Origin of the sequence: Clostridium nigeriense (genome assembly GCF_900086595.1) — a bacterium.
GTDB lineage: Bacteria > Bacillota > Clostridia > Clostridiales > Clostridiaceae > Clostridium > Clostridium nigeriense.
Genome location: NZ_LT575472.1, coordinates 407,111 through 430,052, shown reverse-complemented (window position 1 = coordinate 430,052; position 22,942 = coordinate 407,111). Strand labels below are relative to the sequence as shown.

Below are 22,942 nucleotides of genomic sequence, written 5' to 3'. Positions count from 1 at the left end.
GACTTTTAAAAAAAATAGCAACTCTAATATAGGGTTGCTATTGGTTAATATTTTCTAATTTTATATTTATTTCTTTTACGTTTCCAGCCCTCATTACCTTACAAGTAATATTATCTCCATTTTTCTTATTTTTAAGCATTTTGAGAACTTCACTTATACTATTTATTTTTTCTCCATCTATCTCAAATATTATATCTGTTGGTCTTAATCCAGATTCATTTAGTTCAGAAGTATTATTTATTCTAGCTACATATAATCCCATCAGATTATCCCCGCTTTTCTTATTATCTATAAAGCCACCTTCTAAAATACCTAGAATATTCTTTATTTCATTTGTGTAATTTATAATTTTCTCTAGAGAGCTTAAATCTAGTGCATAATATAAATTACTTATATTCATATCATCAGTTACCTTCTTACTAGCAAAACCTATAAGTTCTCCTTTTATATTACTTATTACTCCACCAGTGTTCATTATATTGATAGGCGTATTAACTTCTAATAAATCATAATCCTTATCATGAATGCTTAATTCTCTATTAGTAGAAGTAATAACTCCTGGAATTATATTATCTATGTAATCACTTCCTATTGAGTTACTAATAAGAGCTATTCTTTCACCCTCTACTACCTCATCATTAGATGCAAACTTAATAGGTGTTAATTTTTCATCATAGTACACTTGAATTATTGCTATATCAACATCCTCATTTGCTACTATAATGTCTGCTTTTATTGGTTCTGAACCAACAAAGGGAAGCTTAACATATATATCTTTTACATCCTTTATTGTAGAGTAATTAGTTAATATTTTTCCATCACTTTCAATTATTACACCTGTGGTATTACCATCTATATACTTACCTTGGTTTAAATTTTCTTTACTACTAGCTATAGTAACTAATGAATTTCTAACTTTATCTACTAAACTAGAATATTCTAGAACCACATCATCTTTTTCTATCTTTTCCTTCATATTTTCAACCATTTCTTTATATTTAATATTAAGAAATAGGCTCGAAAATACTGTACTTATAATAATAGGTATAAAGAAAAATATTAAAGATTTTATAACCAACTTAGTATTAGATTTCATTTTCTTCCTTTTAAATTGTATTGAAGGAAGATTATCTTTTGCAAAGCTATCTTTGTTATTCGAACCCTCTTTTCTTTCACCCATACTTCACACTCCCTCAAAGCTATTCCTATTTAGTCTCCCTCTTTAAAGTAAAAGTAAATTTAACCCCCTTATTTGGAATATTATTAAACCAAATATCTTGGTTATGTTGAGTTAATATTAACCTAACTATTGATAGTCCTAGCCCTGTACTAACTTTATTTGTTCTAGATTTATCCGTTTTATAGAACCTTTCCCAAACCTTATTTATATCTTCCTTTGGAATTGTAGGTCCACTATTAAATATACTTATATATACTAAGTCCCCCTTAGCATAGGTTTCTACCTGTATCTTTCCACCTTCATCTCCATATTTAATTGCATTCTCCATAAGATTAGTTACAACTTGTATTATCCTATCTCTATCTCCAAGACAGTATTCGTGATTATCATTAAAAATAACTTCTACTTTTCTTTTTCTTTCTTCTATTTTCCCTTCCAAATTTAATATACATAAAGTTATTATTTCATTAATATCCATTTTCACAATATTCAACTTAAATTTCCCTGATTCCATAGAAGATATATCTAACAAATCTGTCACAAGCCTAGAAAGCCTTCCAACCTCATCATTTACTATATTTAAATAATAGTTTTCTTTATCCTTAGGTATAACACCATCTATTATCCCTGTTATAAATCCCTTTATAGAAGTTATAGGAGACCTTAATTCATGAGAAACATTTGAAATAAATTCTCTTCTTACTGTATCTACTTTTTCTAAAGACTCTGCCATTATATTAAAGGAATCTGCAAGTTCACCAATTTCATCTTCCGAGTCAATATAAACCCTTTTTTCCACTTCTCCCTTTGCAAGCTTTTTAGCTGCATTGTTAATTTCAGATAAAGGCTTTATCAATATTTTTTGAGCAAAATAATAAGCTACAATGCTAGAAAGAATAACAGCACTTAATACAGTTATCCATATCATCGTGTACAAACTAGATATATCAGCTTCTTTGTCCCCTTCTATTAAAATAATAATGCCATTAAAACTGTTATTATTAAATAGTGGATTATAATAGGATTTATATTGTTTATTTAAATTATTAGTAAACTCTTTTTCAACTATCTTTCCAGACTTCAACATCTCCATATCAGAGCTAGGAATATCTACTTTAGTATATTTTAAATATGATAAATCCTCATCGGAAACAGCATAGACATATCCTTGACTATCTATAATTATTGAATCCATACCAACAGATACCTTTATTATTTTCATTGTATTTTTCAAATCTTCAAAGCCTATTTCATTATTTTTACTTAAAAACTCTGTTGTAGATTCTTCTATGATTTTTATATATTTGCTTATTCGTTGATTTTTATCATTGTGATACTCTTTGTTTATCCAAGTTGAGAAAAGCATTCCTATTAATATTAAAAACGCTGAAGTAATAGATGAAAATGTAATTAAAAGCTTGTATATTACACTTTTCTTCTTCATCTTCTTCATCTACTTCACCTCAAACTTATATCCAACACCCCATACAGTCTCAATTTGCCAATTATCTCCACCACTTATTTTTTCTCTTAATCTTTTTATATGAACATCTACTGTTCTAGAATCACCTGGATAATCATATCCCCAAACTTCACATAATAATTGCTCTCTAGTAAATACTTTATTCTTATTACTTGCTAAGTAATGTAATAATTCAAATTCCTTTGGTGGCATCTTAATTTCTGCCCCTCTATAAACCACATTGTAAGAATTTGCATCTATGACTAAGTCTGGATAATTTATTATCTCTGTATCTTTTTCATCGTAATTATATCTTCTCATTACAGCCTTAACTCTAGCTAAAAGCTCTTTAGGCTCAAAAGGTTTTACTATGTAATCATCTGCACCAAGCTCTAATGCCAATACCTTGTCAAAGGTATCTCCTTTTGCTGTTAACATTATTACCGGAATTTCACTGCTCTTTCTTACCCACTTTAGCACTTCTATTCCATCCATACCTGGAAGCATTATATCTAATAAAATTATATCCGGCTTAAAATCTAGAAATAAATTGCATGCATCTTTCCCATTAAAACATTTTCTTACTTCATAGCCTGCACTTAATAAATACATATTAATAACTTCACTTATATTTTCATCATCATCTACAATTAAAACTTTTCCTAATTTATTATCCATAAAAATAACACCATCCTTAAATTTATTATAATTGATTTCATAGATTTATAATTGTTTTTAGAACAATTATAAATAATAATTAATAATTGTTACAATTTATTAATTATGTTATATTACAATAAAAACAATAAGCCTCTAAAAAGTTTGTGCTTCTTAGAGGCTTTTTATCCTAATATGTATTAAACTTCAAATAATTTACTTATTGGTTCATCATCATAAATTCTCTTTATCGCTTCTGCAAATAAAGGTGCTACTGATAACGCCTTAAATTTAACTAATCCGTCTCTTTCTGGTAACTTTATAGTATTTAACATAACTAATTCTTCAATTGCTGAATTATTTATTCTTTCAAATGCTGGACCTGATAAAACTCCATGAGTACAACATGCATAAACATTTTTAGCACCTAAGTCCTTTAATGCATTTGCTGCATTTGCAATAGTTCCTGCTGTATCTATCATATCATCTATAAGGATACATCTTTTGCCTTTTATATCACCTATAATATTCATTATTTCTGATACATTTGCTTTTGGTCTTCTCTTATCAATAATAGCTATTGGCGCATGTAATCTATCTGCAAACTTTCTAGCTCTAGTAACGCTTCCTAAGTCAGGTGAAACAACTACTACATCATCATCTTCATCAAAGCCCTTCTCAACAAAATACTTAGCTAATATTGGTGAACCTAATAAATGGTCAACTGGAATATTAAAGTATCCTTGAATTTGAGCTGCATGTAAGTCCATAGTTAATACTCTATGAGCTCCTGCTGCAGTTAAAAGATCTGCTACTAATTTTGCTGTAATTGGATCTCTTGATTTAGCCTTTCTGTCTTGTCTAGCATATCCATAATAAGGCATAACTACTGTTACTCTTCCTGCTGAAGCTCTCTTAAATGCATCTATCATAATTAATAGTTCCATTAAGTTGTTATTAACTGGTGAGCTAGTTGATTGAACTAAGAATACATCTGCTCCTCTTACTGTTTCTCCTATATCTACAGATATTTCTCCATCGCTAAAAGTTGAAACCTTTGCCTTACCAAGTGGTAGTCCTAATATTTTTGCAATTTCTTCTGCTAATTCTGGATGTGAGTTTCCAGTAAATATTTTAATATTTTTTCCATGGGTTATCATTAATGAAGACCTCCTTAAAATTTTAAAAACTTTTGTTTATCTAAATACCTATTTGTTAGTAAGACCTTTTTGATCTACCCAACCTTTAATATTTCTTTGTCTAGCTCTAGCTACGGCAAGTTCGCCTTCTTTAACATCATTAACTATAGTAGAACCTGCTGCGATGTAAGTATTATCCTCAACTGTAACTGGAGATACTAAATTTGTATTACATCCTATAAAGCTATTATTACCTATTGTTGTAATATGCTTTTTCTTTCCATCATAATTAACTACTACTGTTCCACATCCAAAATTACAGTTTTCACCAACATTAGCATCACCTATATATGTTAGATGGGATACCTTTGTATTATTTCCTATATTAGATTTCTTAATTTCTACAAAGTCTCCTATTCTAGCATTATTTCCAATTACGGAATCAGGTCTTATATATGCAAATGGACCAACTGTAGTTCCTTCTCCAATTTTACTATCTATTATTACAGATGATTGAATTTCTACATTATTAGAAATCATACTATTTGATATCCTTGAGTTTGGATATAATACTACGTTTTCACCTATTTTGCTATTTCCCTCTATAACATTACCTGGATATATTACAGTATCTCTTCCAATTTCTACATCATCACCTATATATGTTGAATTTGGATCAATTAATGTAACTCCATTTTCCATATGTTTATTATTTATTCTTTTTCTTAATATAGTTTCTGCTTCGGCAAGTTGAACTCTTGAATTAACTCCTATAGTTTCTTCATAATCTATTGATAAAGCTCCAACTTTCTTTCCTTCATCCTTAAGTATTCCTATAACATCTGTTAAATAATACTCTCCTTGCTTATTATCATTAGATAATTTTTCTAGTGAGCTTAATAAGCTTTCAATATCAAAACAATATATTGCAGCATTCATTTCATTTATTTTTAATTCTTCTTCAGTACAATCTTTGTGTTCAACTATTTTTAAAACTTCTTCTCCATCTCTAACTATTCTCCCATAACCTGTTGGATCCTCAACTATAGAAGATAACAAAGTAGCATGGTTTTTATTTTCATTATGAGTTTCAAATAATTTTTCAATAGTCTCAGGCTTAATTAAAGGAGCATCTCCTGCAAATACACCTACAACACCTTTTTTACCTTTTAGAAAATCAATTGCACATTTTACTGCATGACCTGTACCTAATTGCTCTTCTTGTAATGAATAACTAATATTTCTTGAAGCAGTTCTCTCTTTTACTAATTCTGCTCCCTTTCCTATTATTACATTTATATCATCTATTTTAGCTTTTCTCATTGTATCAATAACATGATTAACCATTTCTTTACCACAAACCTTATGTAAAACTTTAGGTAAGCTTGATTTAATTCTAGTTCCTTGACCTGCTGCTAAAATCAATGCACACTTATACATAAAATACACCTCACTAATAAATGCTAAGGACAAACTTTTACTTTTTATTAAAAACGTTCGTAAACATCTTATTCTATTATATTGTATTAAGATAAGTATTTCAACCTTAAATCTTCCTTATATAAGCTGTATTCTTTACTTTTAAGCCCTAGAGCTTTTTCTTAATAATTTATTACAAAAAAATAAAAGGGATATCCCTTTTATTTTTCATTAACTAAAATTATTCAACGACTGTTTCTGATTCATCTTCTAGTTTAGCTTTTTCATAAGCTTCTAGGATTGATGCCTGGATTTTTTCTCTAGTGTCTGTGTTTATTGGATGTGCTATATCCTTAAACTCTCCATCTGGTGTCTTTCTACTTGGCATGGCTATAAATAGTCCATTTTGTCCTTCGATTACCTTAATGTCATGAACTACAAATTCATTGTCAAATGTAACTGAAACTATAGCCTTCATTTTTCCATCGGAAGCTATTTTTCTAATTCTTACATCAGTTATTGTCATTGCACTACACCTCCGTTGCTATGATAGATATAAAATTCTATAAAAATTGTAAAAATCCTCTTTTTATTTTAAATTTTTTTAATTTTTTTGATTTTTTAAAAAAATCTAGCAACTTTATGTAGTAAAAATATTTTTATAGTATAAAATTAGATGGTTTTACCTCTAATCCTTGTTCATCTTCTAGATTTCTAAGTTCAACTATAGAAATGTAATTATCTACTCTCTTTTGTGTCACCCCAATATTGTCAATTAAAACTCCAATTCCTATTAATTCACTTTCAAATTCATTTAAAAGATCCTTAATTCCTTGAGCTGTTCCACCACCTCTTAAGAAGTCATCTATAAATATACATTTACTTCTTGGCTTCATAGATCTCTTAGATAAAGACATTTGTTGAATTCTACCACTTGTTCCAGAAACATAGTTAATAGTAACTGTTGATCCTTCTGTTACCTTATTATCTCTTCTAATTATGATTAATGGAATTCCTAGATTTCTTGCAACTTCATAAGCTAATGGAATCCCCTTAGTTTCTACTGTAACTACATAATCTACACCCTTATCGTAAAATTCTGAAGATAATATAACTCCAGCCTTGCTAACAATTTGTGGATCATACATTAAATCTGTTACATAAATAAAGTTTCCTGGAACTATTCTACTTTTATCTTTTAACATTTCACAAATATCTTCAGCAAATTTCTTTCTGCTTTCATTTTCTATTCCCGGAATAAACTTTATACCCCCAGCTGCACCGGCAATAGTTTCTACTTTTCCCATTTCAAGTTTTTCTAATATTTCTCTAACTATTACTATATCTTCACTTATGGTTGATTTTGCTGCATTTAATAAATCTGAAAACTTATTAAGACCTATAACTTTATTAGGGTTTTCAGTTAAAATTTTAGTAATGGCAACAACCCTACTATTTCTACTTAGTTTTTCCAAAATAAATCACCTACATTTTTATTTTTTTCCGAATTATATGTTAGTTTTAAGCATCTAATATTCATATTTTATTCTATATCTTTCTCAATATCAATAGATTTTAATCAGTATTACCTGAAATACCTTATAATTTTGAAAATTTTTATAAAAATTCGCCAAAAAGTTTAATATATAACTTTTTAATGTGTTCATTTTCTTAAATTTGTATATAATTATAAGGTGAAAACTATTTACTTGTAATTAACAAATTTATTTTTATATAAAAGGAGTTGGTATTTTGTCATTCGATCTTAATAAGGATATAAATAAAAAAGTTCACTTTATAGGAATCGGTGGAATTAGTATGAGCGGACTTGCTGCTCTTTTATTAACTAAAGGTTATAAGGTATCTGGTTCTGACTCAAAAGAATCTGAAATTACTGAGAAATTAAAGGCTGAAGGTGCAGAAATATACATAGGTCATAATAAATCTAACATAAAAAATGTTGATTTAATAGTTTATACTGCTGCAATTCCCTCAGATAATCCAGAAATTATAGAAGCTAAAAAGCAAAATATAGAACTTTTAGATAGAGCTGAATTCCTTGGTTTAATAATGAAAGGTCATAAATATAATGTAGCAATAGCTGGTACACATGGTAAAACAACTTCTACATCAATGCTATCTCATATAACCTTAAAGGCTGATTTAGATCCTACAATATTAGTTGGTGGAGAACTTGATGTTATAGGGGGTAACTTTAAAATAGGGGATAGTGAGTACTTCGTTACTGAGGCTTGTGAATATAAGGAATCATTTTTAAAATTCTTCCCTTATATCGGAGTTATATTAAATATAGATGCTGACCACTTAGATTACTATAGAGATTTAAATCACATAAAGGAAACTTTTGAAAAATTCTCTAATATAATTCCTAAGGATGGATATTTAATTGGTTATTGTGAAGATGAAAATGTTGCTGAAGTATTAAGTAAGGCTACTTGTAATACTATCAGCTATGGAATAGATAAAGGTGATGTAAGAGCTACTAACATTTCATTTGATAATAAAGGTTGTGCAACATTTACAGTTTGTAAAGATAATAAGAATTTATTTAATGTTACTTTAAGTACTACTGGAAAGCATAATATATTAAATGCCTTAGCTACTATTTGTGTAGGTCTTATATTTGGTGTTTCTTATGAATCCATTATAGAAGGATTAAAAGAATGTAAGGGAGCTCATAAAAGATTTGAATATAAAGGTGAATTTAATGGAGCTACTATAATAGATGATTATGCTCATCACCCAGTTGAAATAAAAGCTACTCTTAGTACTGCTGATTTAATTCCACACAAAAATATTTATGCAGTATTCCAACCTCATACTTATACTAGAACTAAAACTTTATTCGAGGATTTTACTACTTGCTTTGATGATGTGGATGAGCTTTTACTTATGGACATCTATGCAGCTAGAGAAAAGGACACAGGACTTGTTTCATCTGAAGATCTTGGTAATGCTTTAAGAGCTAAGGGAATCAAATGTACTAATGTTCATAGTCACGAAGAAGCTGCAAATTATTTAAAAGATAAAGCATCAAAGGAAGATATCGTTCTTACTATAGGTGCTGGAGACGTAGTGAAAGTTGCAGATATTATTTTGAAAAAATAAATATAAATATTTATAATAACAAATACTATAAGTAGATAATTCTTATAGTATTTTTCATATAACATTGCCATCTTTTGACTAATACTCCAATAATCTTGATATTATTTAGCTTTATTGTTTCTTTTTATAATGATTTATTTTATAATTTACACATAACTAATTATTAAGTTAATTAAATTTATATATAGAGGTGATTTTATGGACTTATCAATGAAGATTAAAACTGCTGCAGATTTTATTATAAAAAAATCTAAGTATAAACCTGAAATCGGATTAATATTAGGTTCTGGACTTGGCTCACTAGCTGATTCAATCGAAAATCCAGAATTTTATCCTTACGAAGAGCTTCCTCACTTCCCAGTTTCAACCGTTGAAGGTCATGCTGGAAGATTAGTTATAGGTATGTTAAATGGAAAATGTGTTGTTGCAATGCAAGGTAGATTCCACTACTATGAAGGCTACCATTTTAATGAAGTAACATTCCCAGTAAGAGTAATGAAGCTTTTAGGAGTGGAAACTCTTATAGTTACTAACGCTTGTGGAGCTGTAAATGAGAGCTTTAAACCTGGTGATTTAATGATTATAACAGATCAAATTAACTTCTCAGGGGATAATCCTTTAATAGGTAAAAACTTAGATGAATTTGGTCCTAGATTCCCTGACCTTTCTAATGCTTTTACCAAGGATTTAGTTAATAAAGCTAAGGATATTGCAAATAAATTAAACATAGATATTAAAACTGGAGTTTACATGATGTTTAGTGGTCCAACTTATGAAACTCCTGCAGAAATAAGAATGTCAAGAATTATAGGGGCAGATGCTGTTGGTATGTCAACTGTTCCAGAAGTAATAGTTGCTGCACATTCTGGAATGAAGGTTCTTGGAATATCTTGCTTAACTAATATGGCTGCTGGTATATTAGATCAGCCTTTAAGCCATGAAGAAGTTATGGAAACTTCAGCTAATGTAAAAGAAAAATTTACTACACTTATGAATAAAATAATAGAAGAAATATAGAAATAGAAAAGGTGCTGTGTAAACAGCACCTTTTTTATCATTACCTCTTTCTTCTTATAATACTTCCCATGTATATAAGGGCACTTCCTAACGTTAAAGGAATTATTGGACTTACTCCTCCTGTATTTGGAAGATTCCAATTATCCTCACTTTTACTTCCTTCATCTTTAGAATTATTAGGAACTTCTATATCCTCTATTTCATTATTTCCCCCGTTACCTTCTGAAGCTCCTGGATTACTTGGTTCTTCTGTTCCAGGTTTACTTGGTTCTTGTGGTTTAGTTGTATCTATAGCCTTAATACTATCAAAATATATTGTAGATTCCACTGTCCATTTTCCTACATTTCCTTCTGGTACTATTGTGTTGCACCATATACCGAATCTTTCTACACTGCTTAAATCTATAGTCCCACCATTTTTACCTACAAAATCACTAAATTTCAATTTAACAAGTTTAGGTTCTGTTGTTCCTGCTAATTCTGGAAGGAATACCTCAAAATCCTCTCCATTTGTTGTAATTTGAATAACAAGTTTTTGAGCCTTTCCATCAGGATAAACCCAGAATTGAAGTGCATCAAACTCTGACCAATCTTGTCCTATCGCCTTAGTCATTCCAGCCCATCCTTCTGATGTCTTTTCAGTTGAAATTTTATAATTAAATGCTAACCCATATTTACCTTCATTAAATTTACCTTCTTCTGTTACTAATGTTGGAGTTAAAGAACATCCTGGTCCAACATTTGTAGCCCAGTTATTTTCTAATAGAACGCTTTCTCCATAATACCCTTCAAAATCATCTACTAATTCTTTAGGAGCTTCTTTTTCCTTTATATTGAATATTGCACTAATAGTATTTACAACCTTGTTTCCTACACACAACTCAATAATCCCTGTCTTTTCACCAATACTATCTAGCACTTCTTTTGTTATGTCCGCTTCATAACTACCGTTATTAAGAGTCGCCTTTAATGTCTTAATTTCATTTCCTAGGTTATCTCTTAAAACAAACTTAACCTCTCCATTTAAGTTCCTTATCCTAGCAGTTATTTTAGTTGAATTTAATATTCTACTTCTTGAAGCTGGTGATGTGATATACCCGTAAGAATACTCTTCTCCAATAGTAGTGCTAACAGACTTATAATCTCCAACACCATCTGCAAATACTGAAGATTCTTCATTATAATAATCAATAAATGAATTAATCATTTCATGACCTTTATTTTCATTTATCATATATGGTGCAAAAATATTTCCTTCATCAAAGTTTGCCCAAACCATATAATAAGGCATATTTGATTCTGCAACTATATTAGAAACATCACTAAACCAATTTTTATTAGGATTTCCACTTACAGGCATGCATCCATAATTCTTACGAATTCCAGTCTCTGAAACTGCTGATAGTTTCCCTCTCTTATTTGCTATTCCTTGTACTAAGTTTATAGTTTCTCTTAAAGAATTCATCCATGTATCCTCTTCTGCATTTTCAATAGGATTATCATGATACATATCAAACGCTATTACGTCTATAAATTCATCACCAGGATAGCGTGATAAATAGTCTTTTTCATTTTCAAAAGGTCCATTTGGAGAATATACATATAAGAAATTGTGAACTTCTTTAGTATCTCTAAGATATTCTACAGTATATCTGTATAAGTTTTTATATCCTTCTTCATCACAGAAGGCCTTCCCCCACCAGAACCAACTTCCATTATTCTCATGGAAAGGTCTAAATAATACTGGTACACCTTCTTCCTCTAAAGTATTAGCATACTCAGCTATTATGTCTAAATATCCAGTGTAAACTTCATTTAAGTCTCCTCCTGGCATTATTCTTGAAACTACGTCACCAGTTGTTATTCCTGGAGTATAACCTGAATAATCATAACTTCCATTTGAATTTTTACCCTTTTCAGCTACTAAAGCAAAGTTAGGCATATGCGCTGACATAGTTATTATTGAACCCTCATTTGCAGCATCTATTCCTAATTGTGCAGCCTTTTTAGGTAAAGTAACACCATTAGCTATATCCTCATCACTTAATTGAAGTTCTGCTCCTGTTAATGATAAAGTATCTATACCTACTATTGCAGCTAAAGAACCTGTTAAATCCTTAGTATCAGAATTACTTCCTACTCCTTTTAAAACAGCTTTATGATGAGTATCATTTTGATGTCCATATAAAGCCTTGTCTTCTTTACCTACTGCTTTTAAATAAGCATATAACTTTGCAGTTGTATTTGTTGAGTTTTTATCTACTAATCTTACAGAAGAATCTACGTCTAAAGTCGATACATCTATAACACTTTGAGGCTTTATCTCCGATGTTTTTACAACATACACATCCTCCGAAACAGTTTGTCCAAAACTTATATTATCTATATATATTGGTCCAACATAACTAGTTGATACTCCTACTGTACTTAAAATAATAGAATTAATTCCAACATTCTTAGAGTTAAAATCAACCTCAACTTTTACTTTTTTTAGGTTATTTCCTAAATCCTCTGCATTATCTAAGTTTATGTCCATATCCTTATTAACAGCATTTTCTATATAGAGCTTAGTTTTAAATCCACCAGTTGTCATTTTACTAGAATCATAAATAAAATCATAAGTTAATTTATTATATCCATTAAAATTAATAGGTTCACTTAAATCATTTTGCAGCTTTACTTCGCTCCAGGTAATCTTTGAATCCTTGCTATAATCAACATCTAACCTTATAGACCCAGCTCCAACTGTTTTATCATAAGAAATCTTTGGTTCTCCTGAGCTATATTGATATCCTCCACCATATTTCCAACTACCTATGCCAATACTTTCATTATCAAAATTCCATTCTATTGGTTTAACTGATGGTAATTCAATTTCTTCTTTTTCACTAGCTATAATAGATATATCATCTATTAATATTTCCCCAGAATAATCACAATTGTAAGCCGCTATTTGAAGCACTAATTTCTTTAACCCATTTGATTCTCCTATTGAAGTTTCAACTTCTACCCTAGAGTACCCATTTCCTAAATCAACAAATTTATCAGAAGTTAAATCTCCATAGGAACCACCTACCCATCCCCAGCTACTATCTGATGATCCTGTCCCGTATTTTATAATCCCATTAAAATTCTTCTTTTCAGTTGGAATTAATAAATTAAATTTAACCTTAGTATCTGCTTCTATATGATTATTGCTTTCTGTAAAAAATGAAAATTCATGTTTATTATTATCCCAATTATCTGTTCCATCAAACTTTGCATTGAATGACATAAACTTATTTCCATCTAGATCTTTTATAGAGACATTTTGTTTGGTTATGACTCCACCAACCTCATCTGGCAATAAGCTACTTTCAAAATCATTTGTATATATTGCAGTGTCATTTGTTATGGCATATGTGATATTTGGCTTTGGTAGCATAGAACATGCCATCATAAAAGATACTAAAAAGGATAAATCCTTAAATTTTCTTCTTAACATTAATTAAACCTCCCTATTTTAATTATTAAATTGAACCCTTTATACTCTAATCTTCTGTTTATTGTTATCCTTTACAAAACTTATTATATATATTTATATATAATAAGTTTATACTTTTAATTTTAAAATATATTTCTTTATAATTCAAGATAAATTCCTCAAAATAAAATTCTTGATTCTTTACCAATAATATACAATAATTTTATATATAGTATTTTCCGTTTTAAATTATTAGGGAGGTTAAAAATGAAAAAAGTTTTACTCAAGTTTATGCCTTTTTGGGAAAGTGACGTTATAGGTATTCTATCTAAAATAAGTTTAACTTTTACAACAATAATAATGGGTTTATTCTCAGGAACTATGTGTTTAATCTGCGGATTTATAATATTAAAGTTATTTATTTATTCAAAAGCTGATTTTACAATAGAGTATGCCTTTCGTGGATTGTTTTATTTCTTAATAGGTAGTGCGTACATATTTCATTATATTTTTACTAGAAAAGGGTTTTATTTAAAAAACTCAAAACTTCTTACTAAATCGTATATAATGCTTGCAATAGCTTATTTCTCTTATAGATTTATAAATTTTGAAATAAATATAACCAAGCTAATTTATACTATCATTATAATTATGACTTTAGGAATACCCTTAAATAAAGCTAAGGAAGCTTTCATAGCTCAAGAAAAATCTTTGAAGAAAGACTATTCTTCTAATTAATTTGTAAGGTGGGAAATAATATGAATAAGAAATTAAAGATTATATTAATATCGATTGTATTTATATTAAGTGTATTTTTTATATTTATAAAAACTATTAATTTACCAGAAAGAACCATAAAAAATTATATAGAATCTATAGATACCCATAATATCGATAGACTAAATAAGTGTGTTACTTATGATAATAGACTAGGAGCCAAAGGTATAGATACTATAAAAAATGCAATAGAGAGTATGAAATTAATTGATGTAGAATTAGTAAATGATGAATCTATTTATAGTAGATATATACATGGTAAGAGCAGAAGTTTTAAGGATGAGTTACCAAGAGATGATATTAAAATATATAAAGTTAAATATTATATAAAATATAAAGATGATAATAAATCAGTTAAAGATAGTGGTGAATATACACAAACTTATTATTTAATTAAAGAAAGTTATAGTAGAAAATGGAAAATAAATGATATAGGCGACTAATAAATTTTAATACTCTATGTGATGCTCATATTAAATATTATAATTTTTATAAATATTATAATATATAAATGTTATTTAACTTTTTAACATTTTTCATCATTAATTAAGTTCTCTATAAATCTATAAAATCATATCTTACTCTTAATAATATTAATAAACTTAATTGACACTCTATGCAGAATACTTAAAGTAATAAAATATGATAACATTATTATAAAACTATACTGTTTTATTTTTTTTACTTCAATCCAAAATGATAAATAATAACCAAGTGGATAGGTCCCCCACAATAAGAAAGGATTTTCTATCTTAAACTTATAACCCCAAAATTTTGAATTTATAGACATTTTTATACACATAATCATCATAATTAACAAATATATATTTAAAACTTTATTTTCTACTTTAAATAATATAGCTAAAATTAAAAATAAAATGGTGCAAATCACCAACTGCTTTATTGTAAAATTCGGATGTAATATTTCTACAATAAGTAGAGGATCTTTATTAGATGGATGAAAAATTAATATTACACTAGAAATAACAAAGATACTTAGGTGTATTATTGCAATTTTAAGGAAATTTTCTTCAAATTTAATTTTTTTCAAATCATTACCCCTTTTCACTTTCCAATTTATGGTGTAATTAAAAATATAAAATATATGGATATTAACATGTTTTATTTTGTTGATACATTGAGACTAGCTAATATTGAAAGAATAATTATAATAATTAAAATAGGATATATCTTTAATTTATAAAAAATCATACTATCATATAGTGTTACGTACTTGTTCTTAGGATACCATTCTTTAACATCAAAACTGACTTCATTAAATCTTGAATAACCTTCTTTAAATTCTCCATAAACAACAAATTCACTATATGAAGGAATTCCCTGCCTAAATGTTGATATACTTTTAAATGGAGTATTTCCAATTAAATTTACAGTATCTCTTGAAATAATTTTGTCAGGTAAAGTGTCTAGAAATCTATCTAAATGTTCTTGTCCATCAATAACTTTAGGCCCACCACTCCACTCATGGCATTTAATCTCTAGTCTTATTAAATTATCATATTCATATCTATCTCTTTCTGGCATTTTATAGGGTAAAAAAGGGATTGCAATTAAAATAATTAAAATAATAATTAATAAGAATTTTAATTTATATAATTTCATAGCTACTTCCTCCCCCAATTCTTATTTAATATTATATCACATTTAAATTTATTTTTTAAAAGTTCTGTTCTAACACCCAGCCTCTAACTTATAAAAAGAAGCTACTACTAGTGGAAATATATTTACACTATATAGTTTTGTGGGTATGCTTCTTATTTGAATTGCAAAGAATATCTAGTAATTATTATACTAATAACAGTAAAGTAAAAGCTTATTTTTCAAATGTAAATCTTGTTGCTTATAATCTTGATACATTTAGAATCCATTTCTTTTTCCATATGGAAATGATTGAAGTGATTTAGATTTCCTTATTTTATTAATATGACTAGTGATAGTTGAGGTTTAATATTTTATAAACTATAACTATTCTAATTTCACTAAATGGAATTTTCACGAAAAAATAAAAATTTACGGTTTTAAGCCATTTGTAGACTATAAAAAATTGAAAAAATCACTATTTTCAGTTTAATATAAATAAACTTAATTGAAAAAAGATACTATTTCTTAATCAATATTTGGAAATAGTATCTTTTCATATCTAAAATAGAAAAATAAATATTATTCTATTTAATTATTGTTATATCCTTAGGAACAGAGTTTAAAACTTCACATCCATCTTTAGTAACTAAAACTAAATCTTCAATTCTTACTCCAAAATAATCTTTTAAATATATTCCTGGCTCGATAGAGAATATCATTCCCGCCTTAATCTCTTCATGGTTTGTTGAACTCACGTCTCCAAAGTCATGATCTTCTATTCCTATACTGTGTCCTGTTCTATGAGTAAAATACTCACCATATCCTGCATTTTCAATATAATCTCTTGCAGCTTTATCTATTTCAGAGAACTTAACACCTTCTTTAACTTTTCTTATAGCACTTAGGTTTGCTTCCTTAACTATATTATAAATTTGGGCATGTTTTTCATTTGGTTCTTCACCAAAGAATACAGTTCTAGTCATATCAGAGCAATAAGAATTATAAACTCCTCCAATATCTATAACTATGCTATGTCCTTTCTTTATAGGAGTTTTATCTGAATGATGGTGTGGATCAGCTCCATTTGGACTAACTGCAATTATAGGAGGAAATGAAAATTCATTTACTCCATGCTTTTCATAAATTTCAGCTAATAGACTAGCGTAATATTTTTCTGTTTGACCTTCCTTTAAGTTATCCCAAACTTCAAGCATAACCTTATCATTTATTTCTGATGATTTTTTCATTAATGCTATTTCTTCAGCATCCTTTATCATTCTTAATCTATCTATAATTGGAGATCCATTAACAAAAGCCTTTGCTCCATTATTGTTCATTAATTTAATTAAGAAATGTGCCGGCCAATTTTTATCCACAGCTAAAGGTTTTTCTTTCTCCACAACTGTGCATAATATTTGTATTGGATCTTCTATATCTGTGTACCAAATTAAATCTATACCTAAGTCCTCATAAACTGGGAATAATTTATTAACAATAAGCTTATGATTTCCATTAGTATTTAAATATAAAGCCACCATTCTTTCTCCTGGTGAAAACCACTTTCCTGTTAAATAAAATATAGCAGGTGGTGATGATACTATCATTTGATTTAAACCTTGTTTTGACATTTCTTTTAATACGTTATTTACTCTATTTGTCTTCATAATTAACTCACCTCTGTTTTACATATATATTTATAATATACCTCATGAATAAAATAATATCTATTTATATCAATAATTTATAATGATATAATTAAATATATTTGTTTAGGAGGATTTACTATGAAAATAGCTGCAATTTCAGACATACACGGAAATATTTATTCACTAATGAAGGTTTTAGAAGATATAGATGAACAAAAAGTAGATTTAGTAGTTTGCCTTGGCGACTTAGTTGGTTATGGTCCTCATCCAAATGAAGTTGTTGCTTTAATTAAAAGAAGAGAAATTCCTTGTATAAAAGGTAATTACGATGCTTCAGTAGTTGATGGAGATTTTACTTTTATAAGAAATACATCTATTAATTCATTTTCACTACCTTGGGCTTCTGAAGAAGTTAGAGCTTCCAATAAGTTTTATTTATCTCAACTACCTAATGAGCTAAATTATGATATTAACGGAGTAAAAATTAAGTTTACTCATGGTAGCCCAAATACAATAAATGAATATCTATTTGAAGATGGTGAAAATACAAAGAATATAATGGAAACATTAGAAGAAGATATCTTAGTATGTGCTCATACTCATATCCCTTCTTACAAAAAGTTTGATGATAAAACATTTATAAATACAGGAAGTGTTGGTAAACCTAAAATAGGTCGTCCGAATGCTACTTATGCATTAATTGAAATAAAAGAAGATAAATCTGTTAATATTAAATTTAGAGAATTAGAATATGAATATAAAAGAATCGTAAAAGATGCACAAATGCTTAAATTTCCTAGCCAATTAGTTTCCTCTTATGAAAGCGGAACAGAATAAAAATACAAACATTTTTATAATGAAAAATTAAAAATTTAGAATGTAGAATTAAGGAAAAAAATCTTTCAGATTTTTACAGAAGGTGCTTCGCACCAATATATTTTAAGTTTTGCTGTGCAAAACATCCTTAATTTTACATTCTTCATTATACATTCTTCATTTAAAGATTGCTTTGCAATCTTATACAATAGTTATTAATCCTACTACTTTTAATTTTGATAAAATACTCTTATCCCCATTATGACACTTTTTAAAGACTTCACTATAATCAGCTCCAGCCTTCACTCCAATATGATTTTTATCTTTCAATTGAGGTACATCCCCAATATCATATATTATTCCATCCACGGCAATATATGCTGGCATTCCATTTTCACCATTATATAAAGCTAACTCATTCTCAGTTAATTGAATCAATCCATTCTCTCTTTTTTTATTATAAAAACTTACTTCATCTAAGTATGAATTAATTTGATTGCAAACCCTCTCCATAACTTCTACTAAATTATTTTTATATTCTTCTGGATATGTTAATATCATACTTTTAAGCTTATTTAGCTCAATAAATTTTTCTTCTAAGAAATTCTTATTTCTCATTTAACTCCCCCTAATTTATTTCCTTAAATTATCTTATGAATTAAAGTTGCAAATGTTAGTAAATTGATGTAAAATCTTAATAAAATGCATATATTATTATTACTATGACGAGAAGAGTAGCTTTATGGAAGTAGTTTTAGCGAGTAAGGAATGGTGTGAGCCTTATACGAAGCCTTTAGTGAAGAACATCTCTGAGTTTCTAACCGAACAAGTGGATATATTTTTCACTTAAGTAGACTTAGACGGATTCAAACCGTTATACCTTGAATGACATTATTAGTGTCAGATGAGTGGCTATTTTATAGCAACTTGGGTGGTACCGCGAAATTATCCTTTCGTCCCTTGTATTAGGGATGGAAGGTTTTTTATTTTATAAAATTTAACTAGGAGGAAAAGAAATGAGTAAAGTTGTTTATGTAAAATCTCTTTATAGAAACCAAGAAGAATACTTATCTAAAGAAGTTAAAGTTTCTGGTTGGATAAGAACATTAAGAGCATCTAATGCTTTTGGATTTATTGAAGTAAATGATGGTACTTTCTTTAAGAATGTGCAAGTTGTTTTTGATAACACAATTGAAAACTTTAAAGAAGTTTCAAAATTACCTATTAGTTCATCAATAACAGTTGTAGGTACTTTAGTTGCTACTCCAGAAGCTAAGCAACCTTTTGAAATTCAAGCTAAGGAAGTTATAATTGAAGGAATGTCTAGCTCAGACTATCCTCTTCAAAAGAAAAGACACACTTTTGAATATTTAAGAACTATAGCTCACTTAAGACCAAGAAGTAACGCATTCTCAGCTGTATTTAGAGTACGTTCAGTAGCTGCATATGCTATACACAAGTTCTTCCAAGAAAGAGGATTTGTTTATACTCACACTCCATTAATAACTGGAAGTGACTGTGAAGGTGCTGGAGAAATGTTTAGAGTAACTACTTTAGACCTACACAATGTTCCAAAGACTGAAGATGGAGCAATTGATTTCAAAGAAGATTTCTTCGGAAAAGAAAGTAACCTTACAGTATCTGGACAATTAAATGCTGAATGTTATGCTTTAGCATTTAGAAATGTTTATACTTTTGGACCTACTTTCAGAGCTGAAAACTCAAACACAGCAAGACACGCAGCAGAATTCTGGATGATAGAACCTGAAATTGCTTTTGCTGATTTACAAGATGATATGGAATTAGCTGAAGATATGCTTAAATACGTTTTAGAATATGTTTTAGCTGAATGTCCAGAAGAAATGGCATTCTTTAATCAATTTATTGATAAGGGAATCTTAGATAGATTAAACCATGTAGTTTCATCTGACTTTGGAAAGGTAACTTATACTGAAGCTGTTGAAATATTAAAGAAAGCTGATAAGAAGTTTGAATATCCAGTTGAATGGGGAATCGATCTTCAAACAGAACATGAAAGATATCTTACTGAAGAACACTTTAAGAAACCAGTTTTCGTAACTGATTATCCAAAGGATATTAAAGCCTTCTATATGAGATTAAATGATGATGGAAAGACAGTTGCTGCAACTGACCTTCTAGTTCCAGGAATCGGAGAACTTATAGGAGGAAGCCAAAGAGAAGAAAGAATTGATATTCTAACTAAGAGAATGGCTGAAATGGGACTTAACGAAGAAGATTACTGGTGGTATTTAGAGCTTAGAAAATACGGTGAAACTAAGCACGCTGGATTTGGATTAGGCTTTGAAAGACTTATTATGTATATTACAGGTATGTCAAATATCAGAGACGTAATCCCATTCCCAAGAACTACAGGACAATCTGAATTTTAGTAAAAAACTCCTAGTAAATATTATATTTACTAGGAGTTTTCATATATAAAATTAAAGTAAACTTTTATTAAATTTATAACTTTATATACGAAAATATAAATATAAATATAAAGGAGGATACCAATGAATTATTATGAAAATACTGAAGAAAATTTAACTCTTATTTGTTTAGAATGTAAATTTTATGGGACTAAAGATTGCATTAAATCAAAATGCAACATAGGATTTGCTTTAAATGCTATAAAAGCTTCAAATCCAAATTCTATTCAAATTATTACTGATGGACAAAAATTAATACCAAAGAGCGATACAAAATTATATAATAAGAATCTTATAGCTAAAGGTATTGCAAGTGTTTGTAAGATATGTAAGGAATGTAATAAAGGACATGATGATAACTGTACTATTTCTTTAGCTAGAAAATCTTTAGAACGTACTTACTTAAGTGATGACGTTGATTATCCTGGAAGTGTTTTGATGTATTTATTTAATGTATCTAAACAAGATCAGGACCTTGCTGATAAAATAAAATCTGAATATGATTCAATAGTTAATCAACCTAATGAAGAAGTTATCATGGACAAGTCTTCTGTAGCTAAAAAACATCCTATCTTAGTTGATTTAAAAGAAGATGAGACTTATTTTTGGTGCACATGTGGTAAAAGTTCCACTTCACCCTTTTGCAATGGTGCACATGTTGGAACAGATTTTACACCTTTAGCTTTTACCTCTAAAAAAACTGAAAAAGCCCATTTATGCGCTTGTAATCATACTAAAACTCCGCCATTTTGTGACGGATCTCATTTAAAACTAGTTTAAAATAAATATAAAAGGAAGTGCATAACACTTCCTTAATAAATTATTTTTCTATATTCTCTAAAGATATACCTTTATGTTTTTCTAGTCTTTTTAACTTAGGAGTAGTAATAATTTGTGCTCCATAAATTCCATTGTGGCCTATTACATAATAACTGATAAAAGCTCCAATTATATAATAAGGAATGGCTTCTGCTCCAAACAGATTAATTCCTAACATTATAGTTGTAATTGGAGTATTAGTTGCACTTCCAAAAACACAAATCATTCCAATAGCTGCTAGTAATGATGGTTCTATATTCGTTAAGTTACCTATAGCACCACCTAAAGAAGCTCCTATATCAAATAATGGAGTAACCTCTCCCCCTTGGAATCCAGCTCCTAAGGTTAATACAGTTAATATCAGTTTCTTTATTGGATCTAAAATATTTACATCCCCTGAAAAACCACTATCAATAAGCCACGTACTTAATCCCTCAAAATTATATAAGTTAAATATTATAATTACTAATAAAACTACACTTGAGGATATTATTGCTCTATATATATTATTTTTTATATTTTTACTATAAGAGCCCTTAACCAACTGAATTCCTTTTGAAAATAGTCTTCCAAAAATCCCAAATAAAATTGAGGATATTATTACTATTAATAATGTATATAAAGAAATATTTGGTACTGCTTTTATTATATGCGCTGCATGATTTATACCTAATGATTCTGTAACAAAATTAGCTGTATAGGAACCAATAAAGCAATATATCATTGCTTCATAACTAAGTTTTCCTATAAAGCATACTTCCATTCCAAAAAAGGTTCCTGCAAGTGGAGTTCCAAATACTGAACCAAAGGCTGAACTTATTCCAGCCATAACTAGAACCCTCTTTTCTTTGTGTTCTAATTTAAAAGTATTAGCTATTTTATTAGTTAAAGTTCCTCCTATTTGAACTGCTGTACCTTCTCTTCCTGCCGATCCCCCAACTAAATGAGTTAATACAGTAAAAATAAATGTTAAAAATGCCATTCTAAAAGGAACTTTCACATCCTTTTGAACACTTTCAATAATAAGATTATTTCCTCTGTTAGATCCTTTTCCGTATTTTGAATATGTATATGCTGTTAATACTCCAACTATAGGGATTAAAAAAATTAAATAAGGAAAACTTCCCCTTAATGTTGTAACTAATTCTAAGGATTTTAAAAATATTGCTGATATAATACCCATTATAATTGAAACTATAAAAGTAGAGATTATTAATTTAAAATTTCTCATCTTAATCCACCTTCCTAATAAAAAAGTACATCTATGTAATTTTGCTTATTCCGTCGCTTCGCTCCAAGTCATCGCAAAATTAATAGATGCACTTCAAAGCTGAATGATGGAAATCATAAAAAGTTATTCACAGGG

Annotated in this window: 19 protein-coding genes and 1 other annotated feature; of the genes, 7 read left to right on the top strand and 12 right to left on the bottom strand. The window is 28.7% G+C overall.

Annotation, left to right across the window (positions count from 1 at the left end; translation table 11 throughout):
- Positions 1 to 37 precede the first annotated feature (37 nt).
- The 7 genes from BN6774_RS02305 to purR all read right to left on the bottom strand — a co-directional run bounded on the left by BN6774_RS02305 (position 38) and on the right by purR (position 7,332).
- Positions 38 to 1,180: a S1C family serine protease gene (locus BN6774_RS02305; RefSeq protein WP_066889698.1), complete on the bottom strand. Its 1,143-nt coding sequence runs from the start codon at positions 1,178 to 1,180 to the stop codon at positions 38 to 40.
- Between the two features lie 25 nt (positions 1,181 to 1,205).
- Positions 1,206 to 2,633: a sensor histidine kinase gene (locus BN6774_RS02300; RefSeq protein WP_235829575.1), complete on the bottom strand. Its 1,428-nt coding sequence runs from the start codon at positions 2,631 to 2,633 to the stop codon at positions 1,206 to 1,208.
- Positions 2,634 to 3,320, bottom strand: a complete 687-nt coding sequence (locus BN6774_RS02295) for a response regulator transcription factor (protein ID WP_066889696.1) — start codon at positions 3,318 to 3,320, stop codon at positions 2,634 to 2,636. It abuts the gene before it with no gap.
- A gap of 179 nt (positions 3,321 to 3,499) precedes the next feature.
- The gene (locus BN6774_RS02290) at positions 3,500 to 4,459 is read right to left on the bottom strand and encodes a ribose-phosphate diphosphokinase (RefSeq protein WP_066889694.1); all 960 of its coding nucleotides are present in this window, start codon (positions 4,457 to 4,459) and stop codon (positions 3,500 to 3,502) included.
- A gap of 48 nt (positions 4,460 to 4,507) precedes the next feature.
- Positions 4,508 to 5,878, bottom strand: coding sequence for a bifunctional UDP-N-acetylglucosamine diphosphorylase/glucosamine-1-phosphate N-acetyltransferase GlmU (gene glmU / locus BN6774_RS02285; protein WP_066889692.1), 1,371 nt, complete (start codon positions 5,876 to 5,878; stop codon positions 4,508 to 4,510).
- Positions 5,879 to 6,098: 220 nt separating this feature from the next.
- Positions 6,099 to 6,383: a septation regulator SpoVG gene (gene spoVG, locus BN6774_RS02280; RefSeq protein ID WP_066889690.1), complete on the bottom strand. Its 285-nt coding sequence runs from the start codon at positions 6,381 to 6,383 to the stop codon at positions 6,099 to 6,101.
- Positions 6,384 to 6,516: 133 nt separating this feature from the next.
- Complete coding sequence (purR, locus tag BN6774_RS02275) at positions 6,517 to 7,332, bottom strand: pur operon repressor (RefSeq protein ID WP_066889688.1); 816 nt, start codon at positions 7,330 to 7,332, stop codon at positions 6,517 to 6,519.
- 277 nt (positions 7,333 to 7,609) lie between these two features.
- On the opposite strand from purR, the gene murC reads away from it, so the two are divergent.
- Together murC and BN6774_RS02265 are read left to right on the top strand one after the other, a co-directional pair.
- Entirely contained in the window at positions 7,610 to 8,986 is a 1,377-nt protein-coding gene (gene murC / locus BN6774_RS02270; RefSeq protein ID WP_066889687.1) for a UDP-N-acetylmuramate--L-alanine ligase, read from the top strand.
- Positions 8,987 to 9,184: 198 nt separating this feature from the next.
- Complete coding sequence (locus tag BN6774_RS02265) at positions 9,185 to 10,003, top strand: purine-nucleoside phosphorylase (protein ID WP_066889684.1); 819 nt, start codon at positions 9,185 to 9,187, stop codon at positions 10,001 to 10,003.
- Positions 10,004 to 10,043: 40 nt separating this feature from the next.
- Here the strand turns inward: BN6774_RS02265 and BN6774_RS02260 are convergent, their stop codons facing one another.
- Positions 10,044 to 13,487, bottom strand: coding sequence for a glycosyl hydrolase (locus BN6774_RS02260; protein WP_066889682.1), 3,444 nt, complete (start codon positions 13,485 to 13,487; stop codon positions 10,044 to 10,046).
- Positions 13,488 to 13,733: 246 nt separating this feature from the next.
- Between BN6774_RS02260 and BN6774_RS02255 the strand changes: the two genes are divergently transcribed.
- Together BN6774_RS02255 and BN6774_RS02250 are read left to right on the top strand one after the other, a co-directional pair.
- A complete protein-coding gene (locus tag BN6774_RS02255; protein ID WP_066889680.1) occupies positions 13,734 to 14,204 on the top strand; it encodes a hypothetical protein in 471 nt (156 codons plus the stop codon).
- 20 nt (positions 14,205 to 14,224) lie between these two features.
- Positions 14,225 to 14,686, top strand: a complete 462-nt coding sequence (locus BN6774_RS02250; RefSeq protein WP_066889678.1) for a DUF4829 domain-containing protein — start codon at positions 14,225 to 14,227, stop codon at positions 14,684 to 14,686.
- A gap of 679 nt (positions 14,687 to 15,365) precedes the next feature.
- On the opposite strand, the gene BN6774_RS02240 is transcribed toward BN6774_RS02250, so the two are convergent.
- A complete protein-coding gene (locus BN6774_RS02240) occupies positions 15,366 to 15,866 on the bottom strand; it encodes a hypothetical protein (RefSeq protein WP_066889674.1) in 501 nt (166 codons plus the stop codon).
- A gap of 563 nt (positions 15,867 to 16,429) precedes the next feature.
- Positions 16,430 to 17,509 carry a M24 family metallopeptidase gene (locus BN6774_RS02235; protein ID WP_066889672.1) on the bottom strand — a complete coding sequence of 360 codons (1,080 nt, stop codon included), beginning with the start codon at positions 17,507 to 17,509 and terminating at the stop codon, positions 16,430 to 16,432.
- A 120-nt stretch (positions 17,510 to 17,629) separates the two neighbouring features.
- Between BN6774_RS02235 and BN6774_RS02230 the strand changes: the two genes are divergently transcribed.
- Entirely contained in the window at positions 17,630 to 18,328 is a 699-nt protein-coding gene (locus BN6774_RS02230; RefSeq protein ID WP_066889670.1) for a metallophosphoesterase family protein, read from the top strand.
- Positions 18,329 to 18,508: 180 nt separating this feature from the next.
- Here the strand turns inward: BN6774_RS02230 and BN6774_RS18065 are convergent, their stop codons facing one another.
- Positions 18,509 to 18,925, bottom strand: coding sequence for a cytochrome b5-like heme/steroid binding domain-containing protein (locus BN6774_RS18065; protein WP_084766835.1), 417 nt, complete (start codon positions 18,923 to 18,925; stop codon positions 18,509 to 18,511).
- A gap of 95 nt (positions 18,926 to 19,020) precedes the next feature.
- Positions 19,021 to 19,271: a binding site (T-box leader), on the top strand.
- 52 nt (positions 19,272 to 19,323) lie between these two features.
- Here BN6774_RS18065 and asnS point away from each other — a divergent pair.
- Positions 19,324 to 20,718: an asparagine--tRNA ligase gene (gene asnS / locus BN6774_RS02220; protein ID WP_066889668.1), complete on the top strand. Its 1,395-nt coding sequence runs from the start codon at positions 19,324 to 19,326 to the stop codon at positions 20,716 to 20,718.
- Between the two features lie 123 nt (positions 20,719 to 20,841).
- The gene (locus tag BN6774_RS18790; protein ID WP_235829574.1) at positions 20,842 to 21,537 is read left to right on the top strand and encodes a CDGSH iron-sulfur domain-containing protein; all 696 of its coding nucleotides are present in this window, start codon (positions 20,842 to 20,844) and stop codon (positions 21,535 to 21,537) included.
- Positions 21,538 to 21,577: 40 nt separating this feature from the next.
- On the opposite strand, the gene BN6774_RS02210 is transcribed toward BN6774_RS18790, so the two are convergent.
- Positions 21,578 to 22,807 carry a chloride channel protein gene (locus BN6774_RS02210; RefSeq protein ID WP_066889667.1) on the bottom strand — a complete coding sequence of 410 codons (1,230 nt, stop codon included), beginning with the start codon at positions 22,805 to 22,807 and terminating at the stop codon, positions 21,578 to 21,580.
- Positions 22,808 to 22,942: the final 135 nt, after the last annotated feature.

What these genes read in the sequence shown, in the direction of transcription:
- BN6774_RS02230 (WP_066889670.1), top strand. Translation starts at nt 17,630, where the DNA reads ATGAAAATAGCTGCAATTTCAGACATACACGGAAATATTTATTCACTA.
- BN6774_RS02290 (WP_066889694.1), bottom strand. Translation starts at nt 4,459, where the DNA reads ATGATAACCCATGGAAAAAATATTAAAATATTTACTGGAAACTCACAT.
- BN6774_RS02295 (WP_066889696.1), bottom strand. Translation starts at nt 3,320, where the DNA reads ATGGATAATAAATTAGGAAAAGTTTTAATTGTAGATGATGATGAAAAT.
- BN6774_RS18065 (WP_084766835.1), bottom strand. Translation starts at nt 18,925, where the DNA reads ATGAGAAATAAGAATTTCTTAGAAGAAAAATTTATTGAGCTAAATAAG.
- BN6774_RS02240 (WP_066889674.1), bottom strand. Translation starts at nt 15,866, where the DNA reads ATGAAATTATATAAATTAAAATTCTTATTAATTATTATTTTAATTATT.
- spoVG (WP_066889690.1), bottom strand. Translation starts at nt 6,383, where the DNA reads ATGACAATAACTGATGTAAGAATTAGAAAAATAGCTTCCGATGGAAAA.
- BN6774_RS18790 (WP_235829574.1), top strand. Translation starts at nt 20,842, where the DNA reads ATGAATTATTATGAAAATACTGAAGAAAATTTAACTCTTATTTGTTTA.
- BN6774_RS02250 (WP_066889678.1), top strand. Translation starts at nt 14,225, where the DNA reads ATGAATAAGAAATTAAAGATTATATTAATATCGATTGTATTTATATTA.
- BN6774_RS02210 (WP_066889667.1), bottom strand. Translation starts at nt 22,807, where the DNA reads ATGAGAAATTTTAAATTAATAATCTCTACTTTTATAGTTTCAATTATA.
- BN6774_RS02235 (WP_066889672.1), bottom strand. Translation starts at nt 17,509, where the DNA reads ATGAAGACAAATAGAGTAAATAACGTATTAAAAGAAATGTCAAAACAA.
- asnS (WP_066889668.1), top strand. Translation starts at nt 19,324, where the DNA reads ATGAGTAAAGTTGTTTATGTAAAATCTCTTTATAGAAACCAAGAAGAA.
- BN6774_RS02255 (WP_066889680.1), top strand. Translation starts at nt 13,734, where the DNA reads ATGAAAAAAGTTTTACTCAAGTTTATGCCTTTTTGGGAAAGTGACGTT.
- BN6774_RS02305 (WP_066889698.1), bottom strand. Translation starts at nt 1,180, where the DNA reads ATGGGTGAAAGAAAAGAGGGTTCGAATAACAAAGATAGCTTTGCAAAA.
- glmU (WP_066889692.1), bottom strand. Translation starts at nt 5,878, where the DNA reads ATGTATAAGTGTGCATTGATTTTAGCAGCAGGTCAAGGAACTAGAATT.
- BN6774_RS02260 (WP_066889682.1), bottom strand. Translation starts at nt 13,487, where the DNA reads ATGTTAAGAAGAAAATTTAAGGATTTATCCTTTTTAGTATCTTTTATG.
- BN6774_RS02300 (WP_235829575.1), bottom strand. Translation starts at nt 2,633, where the DNA reads ATGAAGAAGATGAAGAAGAAAAGTGTAATATACAAGCTTTTAATTACA.
- BN6774_RS02265 (WP_066889684.1), top strand. Translation starts at nt 9,185, where the DNA reads ATGGACTTATCAATGAAGATTAAAACTGCTGCAGATTTTATTATAAAA.